Origin of the sequence: Streptomyces cyanogenus (assembly GCF_017526105.1) — a bacterium.
Lineage (GTDB): Bacteria > Actinomycetota > Actinomycetes > Streptomycetales > Streptomycetaceae > Streptomyces > Streptomyces cyanogenus.
This window is the reverse complement of sequence record NZ_CP071839.1, coordinates 612494-631990: the sequence shown is the minus strand read 5'-3', so window position 1 is coordinate 631990 and position 19497 is coordinate 612494. Positions and strand designations below refer to the sequence as shown.

Below are 19497 nucleotides of genomic sequence, written 5' to 3'. Positions count from 1 at the left end.
GGTATTCCGTCACCATCCTCGTCGAGGTGTTTCATGGACCGCACGCGTCTGCACGCCCTCCTGGCCCGCGAGAGCGCCGAGGCCGAACGCCGCAACCCGCGCTCCCGGGCGGCCTACGCACGCGCCGAACACCTCTTCGGCCGGGTGCCGATGACCTGGATGAACAAGACGGCCGGTGGCTTCCCGCGCTACCTGGCCGAGGCCCGCGGCGCCCGCGTCACCGACGTCGACGGGCACGCGTACATCGACTTCTGCCTCGGCGACACCGGCGCGATGGCCGGACACTCGCCCGCACCCGTCACCGAGGCGGTCCACCGCCGGTACGCCGAACTGGGCGGGGCCACCGCCATGCTGCCCACCGAGGACGCCGAGTGGGTCGGCGCCGAACTGACCCGCCGGTTCGGGCCGGCGCGCTGGAGCTTCTCGCTCACCGCGACCGACGCCAACCGCTGGGCGATCCGGCTCGCCCGCGCCGTCACCGGCCGGCCGAAGATCCTGGTCAACAGCTACTGCTACCACGGCAGCGTGGACGAGTCGCTCATCGTCACCGCCCCCGGCGGCTCCGGGGCGCCCCGCCCCGGCAATGTCGGCGCGCCCTGCGACGTGACGCTGACCAGCAGGGTCGCCGAGTTCAACGACCTCGCCGGGCTGGAGCGGGAGCTGGCCCACGGTGACGTCGCCGCCGTACTGATGGAGCCCGCCCTCACCAACATCGGCATCGTGCTGCCCGAACCCGGCTACCTCACCGGCGTGCGCGAACTGACCAGGCGCTACGGCACCCTGCTCATCAACGACGAGACGCACACCTTCTCCGCCGGCCCCGGCGGCTGCACCGGCGCCTGGGACCTGGCACCCGACCTGCTCACCATCGGCAAGGCGATCGGCGGCGGCATCCCGGCCGGCGCGTACGGGCTCTCCGCCGAACTCGCCGAGCGGCTGCTGGCCCGCGGCGACCTGGACCTCGTCGACATGGGCGGCGTCGGCGGCACCCTCGCCGGCAACGCCCTGTCCATCGCCGCCACCCGGGCCACCCTCGAACACGTGCTGACCGACGAGGCCTTCGCCCGGATGGGCACCCTCGCCGAGCGCTTCGAGGCGGGCGTCCGGGCCGGCCTCCAGGCGCACGGGCTGCCCTGGTCGGTCAGCCGCCTCGGCGCCCGCACCGAGTACCGCTTCACCGCCCCGGCCCCTCGCACCGGCACCGAGTCCGCGGCGGCCTCCGACCCGGAGCTGGAGGATTTCCTGCACCTCTACCTCGCCAACCGGGGCATCCTGCTCACCCCGTTCCACAACATGGCGTTGATGTGCCCGGACACCACCGAGCGGGACGTCGACACCCACACCGAGGTGTTCGCCGCCGCGCTCGCCGAACTGGCCGGCTGAGAACCGGCCGGGGAAGGAGCCGCGAGACGTGAAGGACATGGACGACATCGACCGGGCCATCCTGCGCGAACTGCAGACCGACGGCCGTATCGCCTACGCCGACCTCGGGCCCAGGATCGGCCTGTCCGCCTCGGCGGCCCGGCAGCGGCTGCAGCGCCTGCTGGAGTCCAAGGCGGTGCAGGTGGTCGGCGTCACCGACCCGATGGCCATGGGCGGACAGGCCATGGCCCTGCTCGGCATCGCCGTCGACGGCGACCCCAGGACCGTCGCCGACACCCTCGCCGAGCGCCCCGAGGTCGTCTACTCGGTGCTCACCTCGGGCGGCTTCGACCTCTTCGCGGAGGTCGTCGCTCCCGGCCCGCAGGCGCTGCTCGACTTCGTCAACGACGTGGTCCGCCCCATCGAGGGCGTCCGCGAGATCCGCTCCTTCCCGTACTTCGGCATCCACACCCATCGCTTCCTGTGGGACGTGGGCTGACCGACGGGGAGGACGGGGTCAGCCTGCCGGTGGTTCGGGTGCCAGCACCAGGATGGTCGCGTCGTCGCGGACCGCGTAGTGCTGCCGCAGCAGGTCCGCCCACACCGCGGCGGGCAGCTCGGCGGACGGGGTGCGGGCCAGGGCGGCCAGCCGCTCCGGCAGCGGATAGAAGGTGCCGTCGGCGCCCCGCGCCTCCCACACGCCGTCGGAGGCCAGGAAGATCCGGTCGGCCGGACCGAGCGGCACGGTGACCTCCTTGGGCCGGTCGACGTCGAGCAGTCCGATGCCCAGCGGTGGACCGGGTGCGACGGCCACCTCCCGGGCCTGGTCCCCGTGCAGCAGCACCGGCGCCGGATGACCACAGGCCACCACCCGCATCGCGGTCGAACCGGCGGTGAACTCCAGCAGCAGGGCCGTCGCGAACAGCTCCGCGTGCCGTACGTCCGCCGAGTCCACCGCCAGCCGGCGGTCCAGCCGGGCCGCCACCGACTCCAGGTCGGGCTGGTCCAGGGCCGCCTCCCGGAACGCGCCCAGCAGCGACACCACCGTGGCGACCGCCGACAGTCCGTGCCCCTGCACGTCCCCCATCACCGCGCGCACCCCGTGCGGCCCGTGCCGCACGTCGAAGAAGTCCCCGCCGACCAGCGTCCCGTCCTGCGCGGCCCGGTAGAAGGAGGCGCAGCCGACCCGTCCGACCCGCTCCGGCAGCGGCGGCAGCACCGCCCGCTGCACCGCCTCGCCGATCGCCCGCTCGGTGTTCAGCTGGGCGTCCCGGTGGCTGCGCACATAGGACACGAACACACTCAGTGCGGCCACGAACACGATGGTGAGCAGATCGGTGTCGCCGGGGCGGTTCAGATGGGTGGCCGGCAGGTTCAGCACCACGACCACACCCATGCCGAGCACCCCGGTCGCCAGCGGGCCGTACGACAGGACCGCCAGCGGGGGGATGGCGCCCAGCAGGAATCCGAGATCACGGGCATGAGGGGTGGCCAGGGTGGCCGAGCCGACGGCCACGAGCAGCAGCACGGGCAGCACCCGTACCCACCACGGCGGTGGCGCGCCCCGCAGCCAGCCGCGATCCTCCGGACGTCCGCGCGACCACCAGCCGCGCACCCATGCCACATCCCCAAGCTACGCCGCCGACGGAACGCTCCGCGCGCAGAAAACCGGTGGCCGCCCGCTCGGCCGCCCCCTAGCCTGAGCCCACCACGTCCGAGCCGGACGGAAGAAGGAGGTGAGCGTCATGCACGACAGCAGCAGCCGGCGCTCCCCCCTGCCCGTGCCGCGGGCGGGGCACGTCTGATCCGACCGGGAGCGCCGTACCCCGTACGCATCCCGGAGGAGACCCTTGACCGACCCGGTCATCCGTACGCTCGACGAGAGCAGTGCGCACCTTTTCGACACCATGCCCGACCCGCTCGGCTTCCGTGAGAAGCACCGTCGGACCCGTTACCGCCCCGACTGGCAGCGCATCGCCCTGCGCGACGGGCGCACCGTGGCGCGCGCTGCCTGGTGGGGCCGCCCGGAGGACGCCGAGCCGCTGCTGATCAACTGGTTCGACGTGGACGAGGGCGAGGAGGAGGCCGGCGCCGAGCTCCTGCGGTCCGCTCCCTGGGAGCCGGGCGAACTCGAACTCGACCTGCCCGCCGGTTGGCGCGACGACCCGCGTCTGCGGGCCGCGGCCGAGGCCCGCACCGCCGCCGCCCGCCTGGCCGGCTACACCCCCTTCGTGGAGCGCTTCCTGTACCGCTGGACCCCGGACCGGGGCCTGCCCGAGCGGCCCGGCCGGCTGGTCTTCACCGCCGAACCGGACGACACGGTGTTCTACGACCTCCTGCGCCGCATCAACTCCGCCACGCTCGACGCGCACGCCCGCCGGGCCGTCGAGCGTGGCGGCGTCGACCGGGCGGCCCAGGAGGACCTGGACGTCTTCCGCTGGTTCCCGTCGCCCAGGCAGTGGTGGCAGATCGCCCGCACCCCCACGGGCGAGGCGGTCGGCATCCACATCCCGGCGCGCAACCCGTCCGGGCCGTGCGTCGGCTTCATCGGCGTGGTGCCGGACCGGCGCGGCCACGGATACGCCTACGACCTGCTCGCCGAGTGCACCCACTTCCTGGCCGAGCGGGGCGCCGAGTGCATCGCCGCCGCCACCGACCAGGGCAACGTCCCGATGGCCGCGCACTTCGCCACGGCCGGCTATCCGGTCGTACGGGAACGCGTCACCTGCTGGGCCGACGGCGGCGCCGGCGCCGGGTGAGCCGTCCGGCGGCCGAGGGACGGCCCGCCCGCCGTCCCTCGGCCGAGGCCGCCTAGTCCGTACTGCCGACCAGGCGGGCCTCCGCCGCGGCCAGGATCTCGGTGACCCGGAGGCCGAACGCGGCGTCGCACGAGTGCGGCCGGCCCGTGCGGGCCGCCCGCACCAGCGCGTCCGCGGCCCGGGCGAGCGCCGGGACCGCTCCCTGCGAACTTCCCGGCAGAACCGTCAGCCCCGCCTCGCCGCGCAGTTCCACGTCGGCCCCGGCGGCCGCCGGCGGGGCCGACAGGCTCAGCGTGAGGGTGCTCGACGCTCCGGTGGCGTGGTCGAGCACCAGGTGCACGGTGTCCGCCGGACCGTGCGCCGCCGCCACCACGTGCCGTACGTCGCCGAGGACCGGCAGCAGCACCGACAGGGCGTGCGGGCCGACGTCCCACAGCGCGCCCTTCTCCCGCCGCCACGGCGAGGCCGCGAACGGGCTGTCGCTCGTGAACACCGCCCCCAGCCACTGGGCCCGCGCCGTGAACCAGCCCGCGACGGCGGCCTGTTCCTCGATCCAGGCCTCCGGCTCCTTCTGGAAGCGCGCGGTGAAGAACACCACCGACGCCACCCCGGCCCGCTCCACCGCCTCCGCCACGGCCCGCCCCTCGGCCACCGACAGGGCCAGCGGTTTGTCCAGCAGCAGATGACGGCCCGCCCGGGCCGCCCGCACCGCCAACTCGGCCTGCACGGAGGGCGGCAGGGCCACCGCCACCGCGTCCACGTCCGCCAGCAGCGCATCCACGTCGGCGTACGCGGCGACGTCGTACTGCTCCGCGAGCGCCGTGACCGCGTCCGGCCGACGGCCCCACACCCCGGCGAACTCCAGGCCGGTGTGCCCGGCGAGGGCGGGTGCGTACGCCGTCCGTGCCCACGGGCCCGTCCCCAGCAGTCCGATGCGCATGTCGCGTTCCCCTCTCCGAGCCGTTCCACGAGCTGTTCTCCGAGCCGTTCCCGGCACTCTCACGAGGCTGCGCTCCGGTCACCCTGCGCACACCTGCGGCCCGGACCGGCCTGCCCCGCGAGCCAGTCGGCGATGGTGGCGGCGATCGGCTGGCCGGTGTCCATCTCCACGAAGCCGAACTGGCCGGACTGGTTGCACTCGAGGAACCACCAGATCCCGTCGGCGTCCTCCGCGAAGTCGAAGGCGCCGTACGCCAGTTCCGCGCCGGCCATGTAGCTCAGCACGCCCTCGGCGACACGCGGCGGCACGTCCGCGGGGACCCAGGGAGTGCCCGCCGGGGCGAACCGCACGTCCACGTCGTCCGGATGGGCGTCCGGATCGGTGGGCTTACGCGCGGCCAGCAGGGTCCCGCCGACGACGGTGAGCCGGATGTCGGCCCGCTTGGCGATCCGCCGTTGCAGCAGGGTCGGACCGAAGGCCACGGCGGTGAAGTCGGCGTCCGGTGCCACCCGGCTGGTCGGCACCGCCCGGGGCGGCTCCTGCGGGTGCGCCCCGGAGACCGGTTTGACCACCAGGTCCGGGAAGCGTTCCGCGAACGCCCGCGCGGCCTGCGGGAACGTGGTGATGAGGGTGGCCGGCACCGGCAGTCCGCTGCGCTGGGCCAGGTGCAGCTGCCAGGGCTTGTGCCGGGCCCGGCGGGCGGCGTCCGGATGGTTCATCCACCGGGCGTCGCTCCAGCGCAGCATGCCGTACAGCGCCTGCGCCGACTCCTCCGTCAGCCAGGCGGACGGCTGGGCGGCGCGCGCGGCCGGGGCTCCCGGCCTGCGCACCCAGATGGAGCGCAGGCCGTTCATGCTCACCAGGCGCCCGCCGACGGACAGATGTCCCCGGCAGGAGCCCTGCACGTACTCGCCCGACAGCGCCACCCCGTTGGTCAGATCGGCGGGATCGAGCCGGACGACGGGCACCCCGGCCTCGCCCAGCCGGAGGACCACCATGTCCGCCGTCACGTCCTCTTCACTTGTCAGGATGAGCACGGTCATCTGTCGCGGTCCGCGGTTCAGTCGTCGAAGTGCGTCTTGGAACCGGCCGTGGAGGTCGTGGTTCCCAGTGCCCGCAGAGTCACGTGGTCGGTGGCGGCGATGCGCCCGTCCGGGAGGACGTTCAACTGCAGTCCGGAGTCGTACGCGTACGGAGTGGTGACGTCCAACTGCACAGCGGGGCGCGCGTAGTTGAGCGTGAACGGTTGCATGGTCTCTCCCTGATTAGGCTTTCACGTCCTTATACGAATCGAACGAGTGATTGGTTTCCTTACGCTCCGTAATCACAGCCCGGAGGGGTGCGCCGACGACGTCATGCCGCAAGCGCGTTCCGCGCCGTCACCAGGGCCTGTTCGGCGTACCCCCGCCCGAACAACACGGCGTGCACCAGCAGCGGAAAGAGTTGGTGCAGCCCCACCCGGTCCCGCCAGCCGTCGGCCAGCGGTGCCGTCTGCCGATAGCCGGCGAGCACCCGGTCCAGATGGGGGCAGCCGAACAGCTGAAGCATCGCCAGGTCGGTCTCCCGGTGCCCGCCGTGCGCGGCCGGGTCGATGAGCCGGACCTCGCCGTCGGCGCCCCACAGCACGTTCCCGTTCCACAGGTCGCCGTGCAGCCGGGCGGGCGGCTCCGGCGGACCCGCCAGCTCCGGCAGCCGGGCGCAGACCTGCTCGAACACGGCCGCCTCGCCCGGCCGGAGAGTGCCGCGGTCGACCGCACCGCGCACATAGGGCAGCACGCGGTGTTCGGCGTACCAGCGGGGCCAGTCGGTGCCCGGTGCGTTCCGCAGGGGAGCGCGGCCGATCCAGGCGTCCTCCGGGCCGTCGGGCGGCGGTGCCCCGAAGTGGGGCGCGCCGGCCGCGTGCAGCGCGGCGAGTGCTTGGCCGAGAAGCAGCGCTGCCGTGGGGTCGGGGGAGCCGGTCGGCACCCGTTCGGTCACCATCCAGTGTTCGTCGTGCCCGAGCACCGCCGGCACCCGCACCGCGTCCGCCGCGGCCAGCCAGCGCAGCCCCGCCACCTCGGCGCGCACCGCCCGCGGACCGTCGCCGCGCTTGACCATCACCGGGGTTCCGTCGTCCAGCAGTACTTCGGCGGGTGACCCCGACGCCCGCCGGGCCCCCGTGACCGGCCGCCCGGTGAGCCGGGCCGCCACCTGTCCTGGATCCTCGTCTCCGTTGACCACGGCCTCAGGGTACGACCCCGACCAAGGCCGCTCGCCGGTCACTTCGACCGTTGATCCCGGCGGCTGCCGGTGGCTGGTGGCCGGTGCGCGCCCGCTCTTCGTGCGGCGTGCCCGGCCCCGGTGCCCCGGGCGGGGGCGCCGGGGCCGGCCCTTCAGCGGCCGGCGGGGTACGTCCCCCCGGTCAGCCCCACCGGATTCCCGGCCGGCAGCAGCCCCGACTCGCCGACCGCGCGGGCCAGCGGCTCCAGCAGCGCGGCCAGGCGCCCGCTCCGCTCGGGGCCCAGCGCGCTCCACGGCCCCTCGGCCGCCGCGTCGGTCAGCGCCTCCGCCTCCGCGCGCAGGGCCGCCCCCGCGGGCGTGAGCGAACCGTCCGCCGCGAGCCGGCCGGCCGCGCGCAGCCGCGCCTCGGCCGCCGCCCAGTCCTCCTGGGGCCACCTACGGGTCTCGCGCAGGAAGGCCCCGTCGGACTCGCCGGCCGCCGCCTTGAGCACCATGGCCTCGACCGGTCCGATCCCCAGACCGACCAGCACCGCCACATGGGAGTCGCCCCGGTGCTCGCGCAGGGTCGTCAGCGCCTGCCACAGGCGTGCGGTGGGCCGGTCCGGGCGCTCCAGCGCCTGGTTGGCGGCGCCCAGCACCCTGCCCGCCGTGTCCGCGCCCGCGGCGGCCTCCCAGGCGAGGTCCGCGGCCTCCGCGAACGCCGCCGACGCGACGGTGTCCGCTCCGAGCACCCGGGTCATCGCCGCGTCCATCGCCTCCTGACGGGCCGCCAGCGCGTCCGCCGGAGCGGCGTACGACCAGGCGTCCGGCAGCGCCCGGGCCACCCGCGCGGGGTGGAAGACGTAGAAGCAGCCCGTGACCACGGACGGGGGTGCCGCGCCGAGCGGGGCGGCGCGCAGCGCGAAGTAGCCCATCCAGAACCCGCGCAGCCCCAGCCCTTCCGCCGCCCGGTGCGCCTCGGGTGCGAAGTACACGAGCTGGTGCACCGGTTCGTAGCGCTCCCACAGTGCCCGCGCCATTCCGTCCGCCACTGTTTCCTCCCGCCGTGTCGGCCTGTCATGCCGTCGGCACCAGCCTGCGTTATGACAGTGGTCATAACAAGAGGGCGGGAGATCGTCGCCGTGAGGCCTCGGCGTCAGCCGGCCCGGACGCGGCCGACGGCGTTGCCGAGCAGTTCCGTGAACCACACGGCCCGGCCGGGCCCGGCCGCCAGCCGCAGCGGCACCTTGCCGGCGCCGTCGGGCACCGGGAAGGCGGTGAGCGCGCCGTTCGCGGTGATCCGGCCGATCCGGCCGGCCTGGTCGGCGTACCAGACCTGCCCGTCGGGCCCGCGGGCGATGCCGGCCGGCAGGCTGTCCGGGCCGGGCAGCGGGAACCGGGTGACGCGCCCGGTGTAGTCGATCCGGACGACCGCGGGCCCGCCGGACGCGGTGAGCCACATGCCGCCCGGCCCGGCGACGATGCCGCCCGGGAACCCGGTGCCGGCGGGCAGCGGGAACTCGGTGATCCGTCCGGAGGCGGTGATCCGCCCGACCTTGCCGCCGCCCAGCTCGGTGAACCACAGGGCGCCGTCCCCGCCGGCCGCGATGGAGCCGGCAGAGGCGTCCGGGGTGGGCACCGGGTACTCGCTGATCCGGCCCCCGCCCGTGATCCGGCCGATCCGGTTCCCGGTCGCCTCGGTGAACCACAGCGCCCGGTCCGGGCCGAGCGCGATCCCGGCCGGGCCGCTGCCGGCCGCCGGCAGCGGGAACTCGGTGAGCCCGCCGGAGGCGGTGATGCGGCCGATCCGGCCCGCGGCGGTCTCGGTGAACCACAGGGCCCCGTCCGGTCCTACGGTGATCTCCGCCGGACCGGTGTCCGGACCCGAGGTCGGGAAGTCGGTGACCGTACCGTCGGCCGCCATCCGCCCGATCCGCCCGGCGTCGTGCTCCGCGAACCACACCGCACCGTCCGGACCCCCGGTGATGCCGAAGGGCGCGGCACCGGCCGTCGTGGTGACCGGATACTCCGTCACCGTCTCCGCCCCCGCACGGGCGGGGCCGGCGACGGCGGCGACGGCGAGCAGGACACCGGCCCACACGGCGGCGGGCCGCCGGAGGCGCCGTCCCCGCCGGACGGTCACGGTCATGGGTCACCTCCTCCTCGCGATTTCGGCGATCACTCCGGCAGGCGTACGGCCGCTGCGGCGATTGGCCCGTACGAGGCGTCCCGGACCCGGCGCGCTGGGGCAGACGGGTGGCGTGGTGACCCGGCTGGGCGGCTCGGATGGTGGGAGCCCAGGGGCCTCGCTGACGCTGGTTCATGTCGGGGCCGGGTCCACCCAGCTGATGAGGTATCCGCTGCCCGGTCACCGCGGAAGGACATCACTATGCGCTCTGCCCGCATGCTCCTGGCAACGGCGGCTGCCGCCGCCGCCCTGGCCTTCGCCACACCCGGCGCCGCGTTCGCCGTACCGGCCGAGCGCGACAGCGGCCGGGACGACTCCTCGTACAGCAAGGAGCACGACAGCGACTCCGACCGTGAGGACAAGGGGTCGGACGGCGACCACGACAAGGACTACGGCAACAAGCGCGACTCCGGCGGGGAACACGACGGGCCGCGCGGCGGAATGCACACGGGTGGCGGAGCCCTCGCCGCGGTGTCCGGCGACGACTGGGGCTCGGGTGGCGACAGCCGCTTCGACCCCGAGAGCTACAAGGACAAGGGGCGCGACAGCGATGAGGACAAGGGAGACAAGAGCGAGCGGGGTGACAAGGGCGACAAGGGCGAGAGAGGCGACAGGGGCGACAAGGGTGACAAGAGCGAGTGGGGTGACGACCACGAGAAGCCGCGCGGTGGCATGCACACCGGTGGCGGTGCGCTCGCTTCGCCGGGGGTCACCGCGGGCGGCCTCGCCGTGCTCGCCGTAGGCGCCGCCGGCGCGTACGCGCTGCGCCGCAAGAAGGCCGCCGAGCCGGTGTCCTGACGGGCCGGTACGTCCAGGGGCTGCGGGCGCCGTCGGCGCGCGCACCGCGCCGGCGGCCCGCGCCCCCTTCCTTCCGCCCCGGACGCCGGACCCGGCGGCGTTCCGTTCCCGTCCTGACCCCCGTGCTGCCCTGATCGAGCGAGGTGGTGTCCGATGGCAGCAGATCCCTCCTCCCCGACCCCCTCGGGACCGGCAGAGCAGGAGCGGCCCGCCGGCCGTGGCGGGCGGCTCACGCTGTGGGGCGTGGCGGCCGCCTTTCTCGCCGTCAGCGTGTTCGGCGGTCATCACCAGTCGGACGACACACCGCAGGCGCCCCGTGCCTCGGGCACCGGCGCCACCGCGCCGGCCGACCCGCGGCACCCCGGCGAGCCACTGGACCGGTCCGAACCGACCCGGCTGCGCATCCCGAAGATCTCCGTGGACGCCCCCTTCACCACCCTGTCCATCGGCTCCACCGGCCAGCTGCAGCCGCCGCCCGCCACCGACACCAACCTCGTCGGCTGGTACGCCGAGGGTGTCTCGCCCGGCGAGGAGGGCACCGCGATCATCGCCGGGCACGTCGACACGGTGAGCTCCGCGGCCGTCTTCGCCGACCTCGACGAACTCGGGCGCGGCGACCGGTTCTCCGTGGAGCGGGCCGACGGGCGCACGGCCGAGTTCGTCGTGGACAGCGCCGAGACCTTCGCCAAGGACGACTTCCCGAGCAAGCGGGTCTACGCGGACGCCTCGCGCCCCGAGGTCCGGCTCATCACCTGCGCCGGGGACTACGACCGCACGGTACGGGACTACACCGACAACCTGGTCGTCTTCGCCCACCTGGTGTGAGCCGCCGGGCGGCCGGTCAGGCGGCGCGGCCGGCGAAGGGGCCGTCCGGGGCGAACGCCAGCGCCGCGAACCGCTCGCCGATCCGGCGGTGGCCGGCGGTGTCCGGGTGGAGGCCGTCGGGCAGCGGCAGCTCGGCGAAGTCGGCCTCGCCGTACAGTTCACGGCCGTCCAGGTGGTGCAGAGCCGGGTCCTCGGCCGCCCGCTCCCGCACGATCCGGGCCAGCTCCTCCCGGACGACCTCCAGGGTGAGCTTCCCGGCCGTCCGCTCGGCCGGGTCCCCGGTGGCCCGGTACCGCAGCCGCCCCTCGCCCAGGGCCGCCGGATCCAGGGCGGTGGGGCCGGGCGTGTCCTCGTGCAGAGGGCACAGGACCGGGGAGACGACGAGCAGCGGTGTGCCGGGATGGCCCTCGCGGACGGTGTCGAGGAAGCCGTGCACGGCGGGGCCGAAGGCGCGCAGCCGCATCAGGTCGGTGTTGACCAGGTTGATGCCGAGCTTGACGCTGATCAGGTCGGCTGGCGTGTCACGCAGCGCGCGGGCGGTGAACGGGTCGAGCAGCGCGCTGCCGCCCAGCCCGAGGTTGACCAGCTCGACTCCGCCCAGGGACGCGGCGAGCGCCGGCCAGGTGGTGGTGGGGGTCGCCGCGTCGGAGCCGTGGCTGATCGAACTGCCGTGGTGCAGCCACACCCGGCGGCCCCGGTCCGGTACGGGCTCGACGGGGGCGTCGGTGCGCAGCGCGACGAGTTCGGTCGTCTCGTTGTGCGGCAGCCAGATCTCCAGGTCCTTGGCGGTGTCCGGCAGACCGGTGAACCGCACGGTGCCGACCGGGCCGGGGCGGTGTTCGGCGGTTCCGGTGCCCAGGTCGATGGTGAGGGTGCTGCCCTCGGCGAGGGAGGCGCTGCCGGCCGGGCGTCCGTCGACGAGCAGCTCGTACACACCGTCCGGGCGGGGCGGTGCGCCGGTGTAGATCCGCTTGGTCGGCAGGGCGTCCAGCTCGACGGTGGTGGCGTGGGTACGCAGGGCCAGCCGTACGCCGGCGGGCTGGGACTCCGCCAGGGCCAGCTGCGGGTCGGTGCACTGGGCGCGGGCCCGGGCGGGCAGCCGGTGCGGCAGCAGGCCGTGCGCGGTGCGCTCCAGTTCGAGGGCACCGCGTATCAGGTCGGCGGTGAGGGGGATGGTGTGCATCGTGTCTGCCTGCGTTCAGGGGCTCAGGGGCTCAGGACGGGCGGGCCAGGTGCGCAGCAGGCAGTCGAGGGCGTCCAGGATCCGGGTCCACGACTCCTGCGAGTCGGGCGCGCTGTGCCGGAAGCCGCCGGCCGCCTCCAGGCTGACGTAGCCGTGGAAGACGCTGCCGAGGAGGCGGACCGCGTGGGTCTGGTCCGGCTCGGCCAGGTCGTAGCCGCGCAGGATCGCCCGGGTCAGCTGCGCGATCCGGACGCCCGCGCTGCCGGCCGCGGTCTCGGCGTCCAGCGGATGCCGGGCCGCCGCGTAGCGGCCGGGGTGGGCGCGGGCGTAGTCCCGGTAGACGTGCGCGAAGGCGGCCAGGGCGTCCTTCCCGGAGCGGCCGGCCAGCGCCTCGGCGGCACGGTCGGCCAGGTCCTCCAGGGCGAGCAGCGCGATCCGGGTCTTCAGGTCCGCCGAGTTCCTCACGTGCGAGTACAGGCTTGCGACCTTGACGTCGAACCGCCGGGCCAGCGCGGAGACCGTCACCTGGTCGAAGCCGACCTCGTCGGCCAGCTCCGCGCCGGCGTGGACCAGGCGTTCGGTGGTCAGGCCCGCACGCGCCATCGTCGCTTCTCCCGTCTGTTCTGTCAGGAAAAGGATTATGGAGCTTCCTAAACCCTTTAGGCAAACACGATCAGCTCTTAGGTAGAGGGCCGCTCGGCCTCCCGAGGTGCCGGACACCCACTTTTTTGTGGGTACTTGGCAGCTCCAGTCCACCCGGGAGAGGCTGTTTCCCGAGGTCAGGGGCTGCCGCGGAAAGCAGAAGGAGGTGACGGCGGCGGCGCCTCAGGACGCCGCCTCGCGCTCGCGTCCGTCCTCGCGGAGTCGCTCCAGGCGGCGGTGGCCCCACTCGGCCACGGGGTTCAGGGCCGCGGCCAGGTCACGCCCGAACGCGGTCAGCGAGTACACCGTCTTCGGCGGCAGCACGTCGTGCACCTCCCGGTGCACCACGCCGTCCTCCGCCAGCTCACGCAGCGCCTGGGTCAGCACCTTCTCACTCAACCCGGGCAGCCAGCGGCGCAGTTCGCCGGGCCGGCGCGGGCCGGACTCCAGCAGCCACAGCAGCGACGTCTTCCACTTTCCTTCGATCACGGCGATCGCGGCGGTCACTCCGCAGACGTTCGGGTCCTGGGCACGGCTGCGCGTCATCGTCGTCCTCTTCGATCCCTCACGGCCGCCCGGCCGTTCTTGTCCACACCGCATACGCTCACCACGTACGGGAGTTGCAACATGTCCACCTCGTCGAATCTTCCTGCCGTCACCGTGCTCGGTCTCGGCCCCATGGGCCGGTCACTGGCCGGCGCGTTCCTCGCGGCCGGTCTGCGCACCACGGTCTGGAACCGCACGCCCGGCAAGGACCAGGAACTGACCGAAGCCGGGGCGACCGCCGCCGCCTCGGCCGAAGAGGCCGTCTCCGCCTCGGAGTTGACGGTTGTCTGCGTCGTCAACCAGGACGCCGCCGACGCGATCCTGCGCCGCGCCGACGTCACCCGCGCGCTGAAGGGCCGTACGGTGGTGAGCCTGACCGCCGACACACCGGAGCGGGCCCGGGACACCGCGCGGTGGGCCGCGGAGCACGGCATCGGCTACCTGGACGGCGCGATCATGACACCGGCGCCCAGCATCGGCACCCCGGAGGCCGTCTTCCTGCACAGCGGCCCGCGCGACCTCTACGAGCAGCACCGGCCGGTGCTGGAGCGGCTCGGCGGGACCCACACCCACCTGGGCGAGGAGATCGGGCGCGCCGCCACCTTCGACATCGCCCTGCTCGACATCTTCTGGACCGCCATGGCCGGGTACGCGCACGCCGTGGCGATCGCCCGGGCGGAGGGCGTCACCGCGCGGGAGCTGTCCGTCTTCGCCCAGGGCATCGCCGCGATCCTGCCGCCGCTGTTCGAGCAGTTCGCCGCGGACGCCGACGAGGGCACCTACTCCGGTGAGATCAACCCCGTCACCTCGGCCGCCTCCACCATGGCCCATGTGGTCGACGTCTCCGAGTCGCACGGCATCGACGCCGGCGTGATGCGGTCGGTCGAGGGCCTGGCCCGCCGGGTCATCGGCCTCGGCCACGGCACGGACGGGTTCATGCGGGTGGCGGAGGTGCTGGGCCGCCACTGAACCATCGTACGCCCCGGCGGCCGGTGTACCGGAAGGCCGGGCATCCGAGGGGGCCGGGTCCGGGCCTACAGGTGCGGGAGGCCCGGGTCCGGACCCGCGCTGCCCGCGGCCGTACCCTGGCGGAGCTGCGACTTGTGCCCGGGGCGGGGCGATGGAACGCTTCGGCCCGACGGGCGTGAGCACGGCCGGAGAGGGGTGTGACGGCACCCGGGTCCCGAAGGGCGCGGGTACGGACGGGAAGGGAACCGATGGAGCTGGAGCTGCGGCATCTGCGGGTGCTGTGCGCCATCGCCGACGCGGGCAGTGTGGGCCGCGCCGCAGCGCAGCTCGGCTACTCGCAGCCCGCCGTGAGCACCCAGCTCCGGCGCATCGAACGCCACCTGGGCGAGCCGCTCTTCGAGCGCGGGCCGAGCGGGGTCCGGCCGACCCGCTACGGCGCCGAGGTCGTCGAACAGGCCCGGGACGTCCTCGTACGGGCCGCCGCCATCGGACACCGCCCACCGGCCGCCCGCTCCCGCCGGACCCTGCGCGTGGCCGCGACCAACTCGCCGGTGCTGTCCGGCACGGTCTCCCGTGTCCGCGCCCGGCTGCCCGAACTGGCCCTCTCGGTCACCAGCGTCTACGCGTCCTCGCGGATCGTGGAGCTGCTGGAGGAGGGGGCGGTGGACGCCGCGATCGCCGCCGACTACCCGGGCATGGAGCTACGGCACTCGACCGCCGTACGGCACCGCGGCATCGTCACCGAACCCACCTTCGTCGCCCTCCCCGCCCGGCACCGGCTCCGGCTGAACGCCCAGGTGCAGCTCGCCGACCTCGCCGACGACGCCTGGTTCGTGACCCCGGACGACGGTGCCGGCTGGCCCGGGGTGTTCTACGACGCCTGCGCGGCGGCCGGGTTCACGCCGGTGACCGTCCACGAGTGGCTGGGGGACCAGACCCAGCTGCAGAGCATGATCGCCGACGGTCTCGGGGTGTCCCTCGTGCAGCCGACGCTGCGGCCGATCCCGCACGTCGTGGTCAAGCCGCTGGCCGGCTCCCCGCTCTGGTGCCGCTACGTACTGGCCTGGCGGCCGGACACCGTGGCCGACGACGTCGTGGAGACGGTGTTCCAGTCCGCCACCGCCGCGTACCGCGATCTCGTCGCCCAGGCACCGCACCTGCGCACCTGGGCCTCGCGCACCTGGAGCACCGCCGGCCCCTAGGGCCTGTCTGACCATTCCCGTCTGCCGCGCGACGCCATGCACGCGCCCTCGCCGCACCTGACGCCGCGCGGCCGCCCTTCGGGCGACGACGCGCATTGTGAGACAGGCCCTAGCAGCAGGTCACGGGTGCGCCGCGATGTTATGAGCGGTCGGTGCCATGTGCTATGTCACACGCCATTGTTGGGGCGAGCGGTGCGCTGAGACAGTGCCTCACACGCCTCAACACCCCACAGAGGCGCATCCCTTCGTGGAGGAATCCCGATGCGCTATCGCTTCGCGCTGCCCGGACGCATGCCGAGAGGCACCGGCCGCATCGCCGGCGCCGCCGCCGTCTGCGTCACCCTGGCCGGCCTGCTGTCCACCCCGGCGCTGGCGGCACCCCGGCCGCACCCCGGGACGGCCACCGCGCCCCGCGCACACCTCGCCGTGCCGTCGCCCGCCGCGGCGTCCACCGCGGCGACCGAGCGGCCCGCGACCCAGGCCAGGCGGCTCAGCCCGGTGCAACTCCCGCCGCAGCAGCCGATGCCCGCCAAGCCGCCCGCAAGCGTGGCGAAGGCCGCCTCCTGCACCCCCGCCGACTTCGGCAGCCGAACCGGCTCCGCCCTCGTCGCCTACGTCAAGGCCGCGACCCCGGACTGCGTCAACACCCTCTTCTCGGTCACCGGCACGGACGCGCGCGCCGTCTTCCGCCAGGCCCAGATGCTGACCGTGGCGAACGCCTTCACGCGCGCCGCCGGGCAGTACCGCGGCGACAACTCCGGCAGCCTGCTGCAACTGGTCCTGTTCCTGCGCGCCGGCTACTACGTGCAGTTCAACCACCCCGCAGACGTCGGCGCGTACAACGCCCGCCTCACCACCGCCGTCACGAGCGGCATGGACACCTTCTTCGCCCGCTCCCACTCCCGTGACGTCACGGCGGCCAACGGCGACATCCTCGGCGAGACCGTCATCCTCACCGACAGCGCCGATCAGCAGGACCGCTACCTGTACGTCTACCGGCGGCTGCTGAACGACTACGACAGCTCCTACGATCCGATCGACAGCATGATCAGGGCCGTCAACGACGTCTACACGCCCCTGTGGCGCGGCAACTGGAACCAGCGGTACGTGCAGGCGGTCGAGGCCGACCCGCGCGTCATCGACACCCTGTACGACTTCGCGCTGGCCAACACCGACCAGCTCGGCACCGCTCTGGCCTTCCTGGACTCCAACGCCGGGATGAACCTGGCCCGTTACACCGAGCACGCGGAACTGCGGGACGACGTGAGGCCGTTGGCCAAGGACTTGCTGGACCGGACGCGGATCACCGGTCCGACGGCCGGGCTGTGGGTGGCCGTGGCCACGCAGGCCGCCGCCTACGACCAGAACAACTGCGCCTACTACGACGTCTGCAACCTGCCCGACAAGCTCGACAAGGCCGTCCTGCCCGTCACCCACCCCTGCGACGCGAACGTGACCGTGCGGGCCCAGGGGCTCACCGCCGCCGACCTCGACGCCGCCTGCGCCAGCGTGCTCCGCCAGGACGCCTACTTCCGCTCGGTCGTCGGGGCCGACACCCACATACCCGGGCAGTACGCCTCCACGCTCCGGCTCGTGGTCTTCACCAGCCGCACCGACTACCAGACGTACGCCGGTGCGATGTACGGCATCAGCACCGACAACGGCGGCATGACGCTGGGCGGCGACCCGTCGGACCCGGCCAACCAGCCGATGTCGATCATGTACCAGAAGAACTACGACGACGGCTTCCCGGCCCGGATCTGGAACCTCAACCACGAGTACACGCACTTCCTGGACGCCCGCGACGACATGAAGGGCGACTTCGCCCGGCAGATCTCCGTGCCGGACGTGTGGTGGATCGAGGGCATAGCCGAGTACGTCTCCTACAGCTACCGCGGCCTCGCCGACGGCCAGGCGGTCCAGGAGGCCGGCAAGCACACGTACCGCTTGAGCACCCTGTTCGAGAACACCTACGACAACAGCGACGTCATCCGCACCTACCCGTGGGGCTACCTCGCCGCGCGCTACATGCTGGAGAAGCACCCCGACGACGTCCAGCGCATGCTCGCCCGCTTCCGCGTCGGTGACTACGCCGGCGGATACGCCGTCTACCACGACGGCATCGGCACCCGCTACGACGCCGACTTCGACCAGTGGCTCACGGCGTGCGCCACGGGCGCCTGCGCCCGGCCGGCCGCGGCCTGACCACACGCGCCCGGCACCACGGCCGCCGACCGGAGACCCCGGTCGGCGGCCGTACGCGTGCGCGAGGCCCGGCGGATCAGACCGCCGTCGCCGGGAACGTCGGGTACTCCACGCCCGAGACGTGCTGGACGACCCGGACGACCTGGCAGGAGTAGCCGAACTCGTTGTCGTACCAGAGGTAGAGGATCGCGTTGTCGCCGTCGACCTTCAGCGCGCCGGCGTCCACGATCGAGGCGTGGCGGGAGCCGATGAAGTCGCTGGAGACCGCGTCGGGCGCCGTGATGAAGTCGATCTGGCGCTTGAGCGGCGAGGTCAGCGACACCTCGCGCAGGTAGTCGTGGACCTCCTCGCGGGTGGTCTCGCGGGCCAGCTGCAGGTTGAGGATCGCGATCGAGACGTCCGGCACCGGGACGCGGATCGAGCTGCCGCTGATCTTCGCCTTGAGGTCGGGCAGCGCCTTGGCGACGGCGGAGGCGGCACCGGTCTCGGTGATCACCATGTTGAGCGGCGCGGACCGGCCGCGGCGCTCGGACTTGTGGTAGTTGTCCAGCAGGTTCTGGTCGTTGGTGAACGAGTGGACGGTCTCCACGTGCCCGCGCAGCACGCCGTACTCGTCGTCCATCGCCTTCAGCGGCGGGACGATGGCGTTGGTGGTGCAGGAGGCGCAGGACAGGATCTGCTCGTCCGGCTTGATGGTGTCGTGGTTGACGCCGTGCACGATGTTCGGGACGTCGCCCTTGCCCGGCGCGGTCAGGACGACCTTCTCGATGCCCGGACGCAGGTGCTTGGACAGGCCCTCGCGGTCACGCCACTTGCCCGTGTTGTCGATGAGGATGGCGTCCCGGATGCCGTACTCGGTGTAGTCCACGTGCGACGGGTCGTCGGCGTAGATCACCTTGATTGCGTTGCCGTTGGCGACGATCGTGCTGCTGTCCTCGTCCACGGTGATGGTGCCCTGGAACTGGCCGTGGATGGAGTCGCGGCGCAGCAGCGAGGCACGCTTGACGATGTCCTGGGCGCCGCCGCCGCGCACGACGATGGCGCGCAGCCGCAGGCCGTTGCCGGAGCCGGCCTTCTCGATCAGCAGGCGGGCGACGAGGCGGCCGATGCGGCCGAAGCCGTACAGCACGACGTCGCGCGGCTCGCGGCGCTCGATCTTGTTGGCGCCGGTGGCGCCGGCGACCGCCTCGGCGGTGAACTCGGCGACGCTCAGGCCGCGGTCGTCGGCCTTGTAGGTGGTGGCCAGCATGCCGAGGTCGATCTGGGACGGCCCGAGGTCCAGCGTGGTCAGGGCCTCCAGGAACGGCATGGTCTCGGTGACCGACAGCTCGGCACCGGCGATCTGCCGGGCGAAGCGGTGCGTCTTGAGGAGGCTGACCACCGACTTGTTCACCAGGGAGCGGCTGTGCAGCAGGACGGTCACGTCCCGCTCGCGGTGCAGCTTCCCGATGAGCGGGATCATCGACTCCGCGATCTCCTCGCGGATCTTCCAGTTGGTGAACGAGTCGTCGTTGACAGTCACAGGTCCATCTTTCGAGCTAGGCAGCGCTCATATGATAACCACACCCTGATCAGGCCCTGGGGAGGGGGGTGGTCGTCACCGGGCGTCGCCCGGATTCGTGAATAGGGGTGGAACTGCGCAAGAAACCCGGGTCGTGGTTTGCACCTCTTCCCGGGCG

Annotated in this window: 19 protein-coding genes; 8 read left to right on the top strand and 11 right to left on the bottom strand. The window is 73.4% G+C overall.

Annotation, left to right across the window (positions count from 1 at the left end; genetic code table 11):
* Positions 1 to 33 precede the first annotated feature (33 nt).
* Positions 34 to 1383 carry a transaminase gene (locus tag S1361_RS02760; protein ID WP_208030244.1) on the top strand — a complete coding sequence of 450 codons (1350 nt, stop codon included), beginning with the start codon at positions 34 to 36 and terminating at the stop codon, positions 1381 to 1383.
* A gap of 37 nt (positions 1384 to 1420) precedes the next feature.
* The gene (locus S1361_RS02755; protein WP_208036413.1) at positions 1421 to 1861 is read left to right on the top strand and encodes an Lrp/AsnC family transcriptional regulator; all 441 of its coding nucleotides are present in this window, start codon (positions 1421 to 1423) and stop codon (positions 1859 to 1861) included.
* A gap of 18 nt (positions 1862 to 1879) precedes the next feature.
* Here the strand turns inward: S1361_RS02755 and S1361_RS02750 are convergent, their stop codons facing one another.
* Positions 1880 to 2986, bottom strand: coding sequence for a PP2C family protein-serine/threonine phosphatase (locus S1361_RS02750; protein ID WP_425086582.1), 1107 nt, complete (start codon positions 2984 to 2986; stop codon positions 1880 to 1882).
* A 226-nt stretch (positions 2987 to 3212) separates the two neighbouring features.
* Here S1361_RS02750 and S1361_RS02745 point away from each other — a divergent pair, with 226 nt between their 5' ends.
* A complete protein-coding gene (locus tag S1361_RS02745) occupies positions 3213 to 4121 on the top strand; it encodes a GNAT family N-acetyltransferase (protein ID WP_208030243.1) in 909 nt (302 codons plus the stop codon).
* Positions 4122 to 4173: 52 nt separating this feature from the next.
* Here S1361_RS02745 and S1361_RS02740 read toward each other — a convergent pair whose 3' ends face one another.
* From S1361_RS02740 to S1361_RS02715, 6 genes are all read right to left on the bottom strand, one after another.
* Positions 4174 to 5061 carry a Gfo/Idh/MocA family protein gene (locus S1361_RS02740; RefSeq protein WP_208030242.1) on the bottom strand — a complete coding sequence of 296 codons (888 nt, stop codon included), beginning with the start codon at positions 5059 to 5061 and terminating at the stop codon, positions 4174 to 4176.
* A 59-nt stretch (positions 5062 to 5120) separates the two neighbouring features.
* Positions 5121 to 6104 (bottom strand): ATP-grasp ribosomal peptide maturase, encoded by a 984-nt coding sequence (gene tgmB, locus S1361_RS02735; protein WP_208030241.1) that lies wholly within the window; start codon positions 6102 to 6104, stop codon positions 5121 to 5123.
* Positions 6105 to 6121: 17 nt separating this feature from the next.
* Complete coding sequence (tgmA, locus tag S1361_RS02730; RefSeq protein WP_208030240.1) at positions 6122 to 6313, bottom strand: putative ATP-grasp-modified RiPP; 192 nt, start codon at positions 6311 to 6313, stop codon at positions 6122 to 6124.
* 101 nt (positions 6314 to 6414) lie between these two features.
* Positions 6415 to 7251, bottom strand: a complete 837-nt coding sequence (locus S1361_RS02725) for a fructosamine kinase family protein (protein ID WP_208036411.1) — start codon at positions 7249 to 7251, stop codon at positions 6415 to 6417.
* A 182-nt stretch (positions 7252 to 7433) separates the two neighbouring features.
* Complete coding sequence (locus tag S1361_RS02720) at positions 7434 to 8312, bottom strand: SCO6745 family protein (RefSeq protein ID WP_208030239.1); 879 nt, start codon at positions 8310 to 8312, stop codon at positions 7434 to 7436.
* 104 nt (positions 8313 to 8416) lie between these two features.
* Positions 8417 to 9409, bottom strand: a complete 993-nt coding sequence (locus tag S1361_RS02715) for a Vgb family protein (protein WP_208030238.1) — start codon at positions 9407 to 9409, stop codon at positions 8417 to 8419.
* Positions 9410 to 9649: 240 nt separating this feature from the next.
* Here S1361_RS02715 and S1361_RS02710 point away from each other — a divergent pair, with 240 nt between their 5' ends.
* Entirely contained in the window at positions 9650 to 10246 is a 597-nt protein-coding gene (locus S1361_RS02710; protein ID WP_208030237.1) for a hypothetical protein, read from the top strand.
* A 153-nt stretch (positions 10247 to 10399) separates the two neighbouring features.
* A complete protein-coding gene (locus S1361_RS02705) occupies positions 10400 to 11071 on the top strand; it encodes a class F sortase (RefSeq protein WP_208030236.1) in 672 nt (223 codons plus the stop codon).
* A 16-nt stretch (positions 11072 to 11087) separates the two neighbouring features.
* Here S1361_RS02705 and S1361_RS02700 read toward each other — a convergent pair whose 3' ends face one another.
* The 3 genes from S1361_RS02700 to S1361_RS02690 all read right to left on the bottom strand — a co-directional run bounded on the left by S1361_RS02700 (position 11088) and on the right by S1361_RS02690 (position 13442).
* Entirely contained in the window at positions 11088 to 12254 is a 1167-nt protein-coding gene (locus S1361_RS02700; RefSeq protein WP_208030235.1) for a GDSL-type esterase/lipase family protein, read from the bottom strand.
* 15 nt (positions 12255 to 12269) lie between these two features.
* The gene (locus S1361_RS02695; protein WP_208030234.1) at positions 12270 to 12857 is read right to left on the bottom strand and encodes a TetR/AcrR family transcriptional regulator; all 588 of its coding nucleotides are present in this window, start codon (positions 12855 to 12857) and stop codon (positions 12270 to 12272) included.
* 222 nt (positions 12858 to 13079) lie between these two features.
* Positions 13080 to 13442 carry a winged helix-turn-helix transcriptional regulator gene (locus S1361_RS02690; protein ID WP_208030233.1) on the bottom strand — a complete coding sequence of 121 codons (363 nt, stop codon included), beginning with the start codon at positions 13440 to 13442 and terminating at the stop codon, positions 13080 to 13082.
* 81 nt (positions 13443 to 13523) lie between these two features.
* Between S1361_RS02690 and S1361_RS02685 the strand changes: the two genes are divergently transcribed.
* The 3 genes from S1361_RS02685 to S1361_RS02675 all read left to right on the top strand — a co-directional run bounded on the left by S1361_RS02685 (position 13524) and on the right by S1361_RS02675 (position 17818).
* The gene (locus S1361_RS02685) at positions 13524 to 14411 is read left to right on the top strand and encodes an NAD(P)-dependent oxidoreductase (RefSeq protein WP_208030232.1); all 888 of its coding nucleotides are present in this window, start codon (positions 13524 to 13526) and stop codon (positions 14409 to 14411) included.
* Between the two features lie 248 nt (positions 14412 to 14659).
* Positions 14660 to 15613 carry a LysR family transcriptional regulator gene (locus tag S1361_RS02680; protein ID WP_208030231.1) on the top strand — a complete coding sequence of 318 codons (954 nt, stop codon included), beginning with the start codon at positions 14660 to 14662 and terminating at the stop codon, positions 15611 to 15613.
* A 261-nt stretch (positions 15614 to 15874) separates the two neighbouring features.
* The gene (locus S1361_RS02675) at positions 15875 to 17818 is read left to right on the top strand and encodes a collagenase (protein WP_208030230.1); all 1944 of its coding nucleotides are present in this window, start codon (positions 15875 to 15877) and stop codon (positions 17816 to 17818) included.
* Positions 17819 to 17894: 76 nt separating this feature from the next.
* On the opposite strand, the gene S1361_RS02670 is transcribed toward S1361_RS02675, so the two are convergent.
* Positions 17895 to 19340, bottom strand: coding sequence for a glyceraldehyde-3-phosphate dehydrogenase (locus tag S1361_RS02670; RefSeq protein ID WP_208030229.1), 1446 nt, complete (start codon positions 19338 to 19340; stop codon positions 17895 to 17897).
* Between the last annotated feature and the right edge of the window lie 157 nt (positions 19341 to 19497).

What these genes read in the sequence shown, in the direction of transcription:
- S1361_RS02760 (WP_208030244.1), top strand. Translation starts at nt 34, where the DNA reads ATGGACCGCACGCGTCTGCACGCCCTCCTGGCCCGCGAGAGCGCCGAG.
- S1361_RS02755 (WP_208036413.1), top strand. Translation starts at nt 1,421, where the DNA reads ATGGACGACATCGACCGGGCCATCCTGCGCGAACTGCAGACCGACGGC.
- S1361_RS02740 (WP_208030242.1), bottom strand. Translation starts at nt 5,061, where the DNA reads ATGCGCATCGGACTGCTGGGGACGGGCCCGTGGGCACGGACGGCGTAC.
- tgmB (WP_208030241.1), bottom strand. Translation starts at nt 6,104, where the DNA reads ATGACCGTGCTCATCCTGACAAGTGAAGAGGACGTGACGGCGGACATG.
- tgmA (WP_208030240.1), bottom strand. Translation starts at nt 6,313, where the DNA reads ATGCAACCGTTCACGCTCAACTACGCGCGCCCCGCTGTGCAGTTGGAC.
- S1361_RS02715 (WP_208030238.1), bottom strand. Translation starts at nt 9,409, where the DNA reads ATGACCGTGACCGTCCGGCGGGGACGGCGCCTCCGGCGGCCCGCCGCC.
- S1361_RS02710 (WP_208030237.1), top strand. Translation starts at nt 9,650, where the DNA reads ATGCGCTCTGCCCGCATGCTCCTGGCAACGGCGGCTGCCGCCGCCGCC.
- S1361_RS02705 (WP_208030236.1), top strand. Translation starts at nt 10,400, where the DNA reads ATGGCAGCAGATCCCTCCTCCCCGACCCCCTCGGGACCGGCAGAGCAG.
- S1361_RS02700 (WP_208030235.1), bottom strand. Translation starts at nt 12,254, where the DNA reads ATGCACACCATCCCCCTCACCGCCGACCTGATACGCGGTGCCCTCGAA.
- S1361_RS02695 (WP_208030234.1), bottom strand. Translation starts at nt 12,857, where the DNA reads ATGGCGCGTGCGGGCCTGACCACCGAACGCCTGGTCCACGCCGGCGCG.
- S1361_RS02690 (WP_208030233.1), bottom strand. Translation starts at nt 13,442, where the DNA reads ATGACGCGCAGCCGTGCCCAGGACCCGAACGTCTGCGGAGTGACCGCC.
- S1361_RS02685 (WP_208030232.1), top strand. Translation starts at nt 13,524, where the DNA reads ATGTCCACCTCGTCGAATCTTCCTGCCGTCACCGTGCTCGGTCTCGGC.
- S1361_RS02680 (WP_208030231.1), top strand. Translation starts at nt 14,660, where the DNA reads ATGGAGCTGGAGCTGCGGCATCTGCGGGTGCTGTGCGCCATCGCCGAC.
- S1361_RS02675 (WP_208030230.1), top strand. Translation starts at nt 15,875, where the DNA reads ATGCGCTATCGCTTCGCGCTGCCCGGACGCATGCCGAGAGGCACCGGC.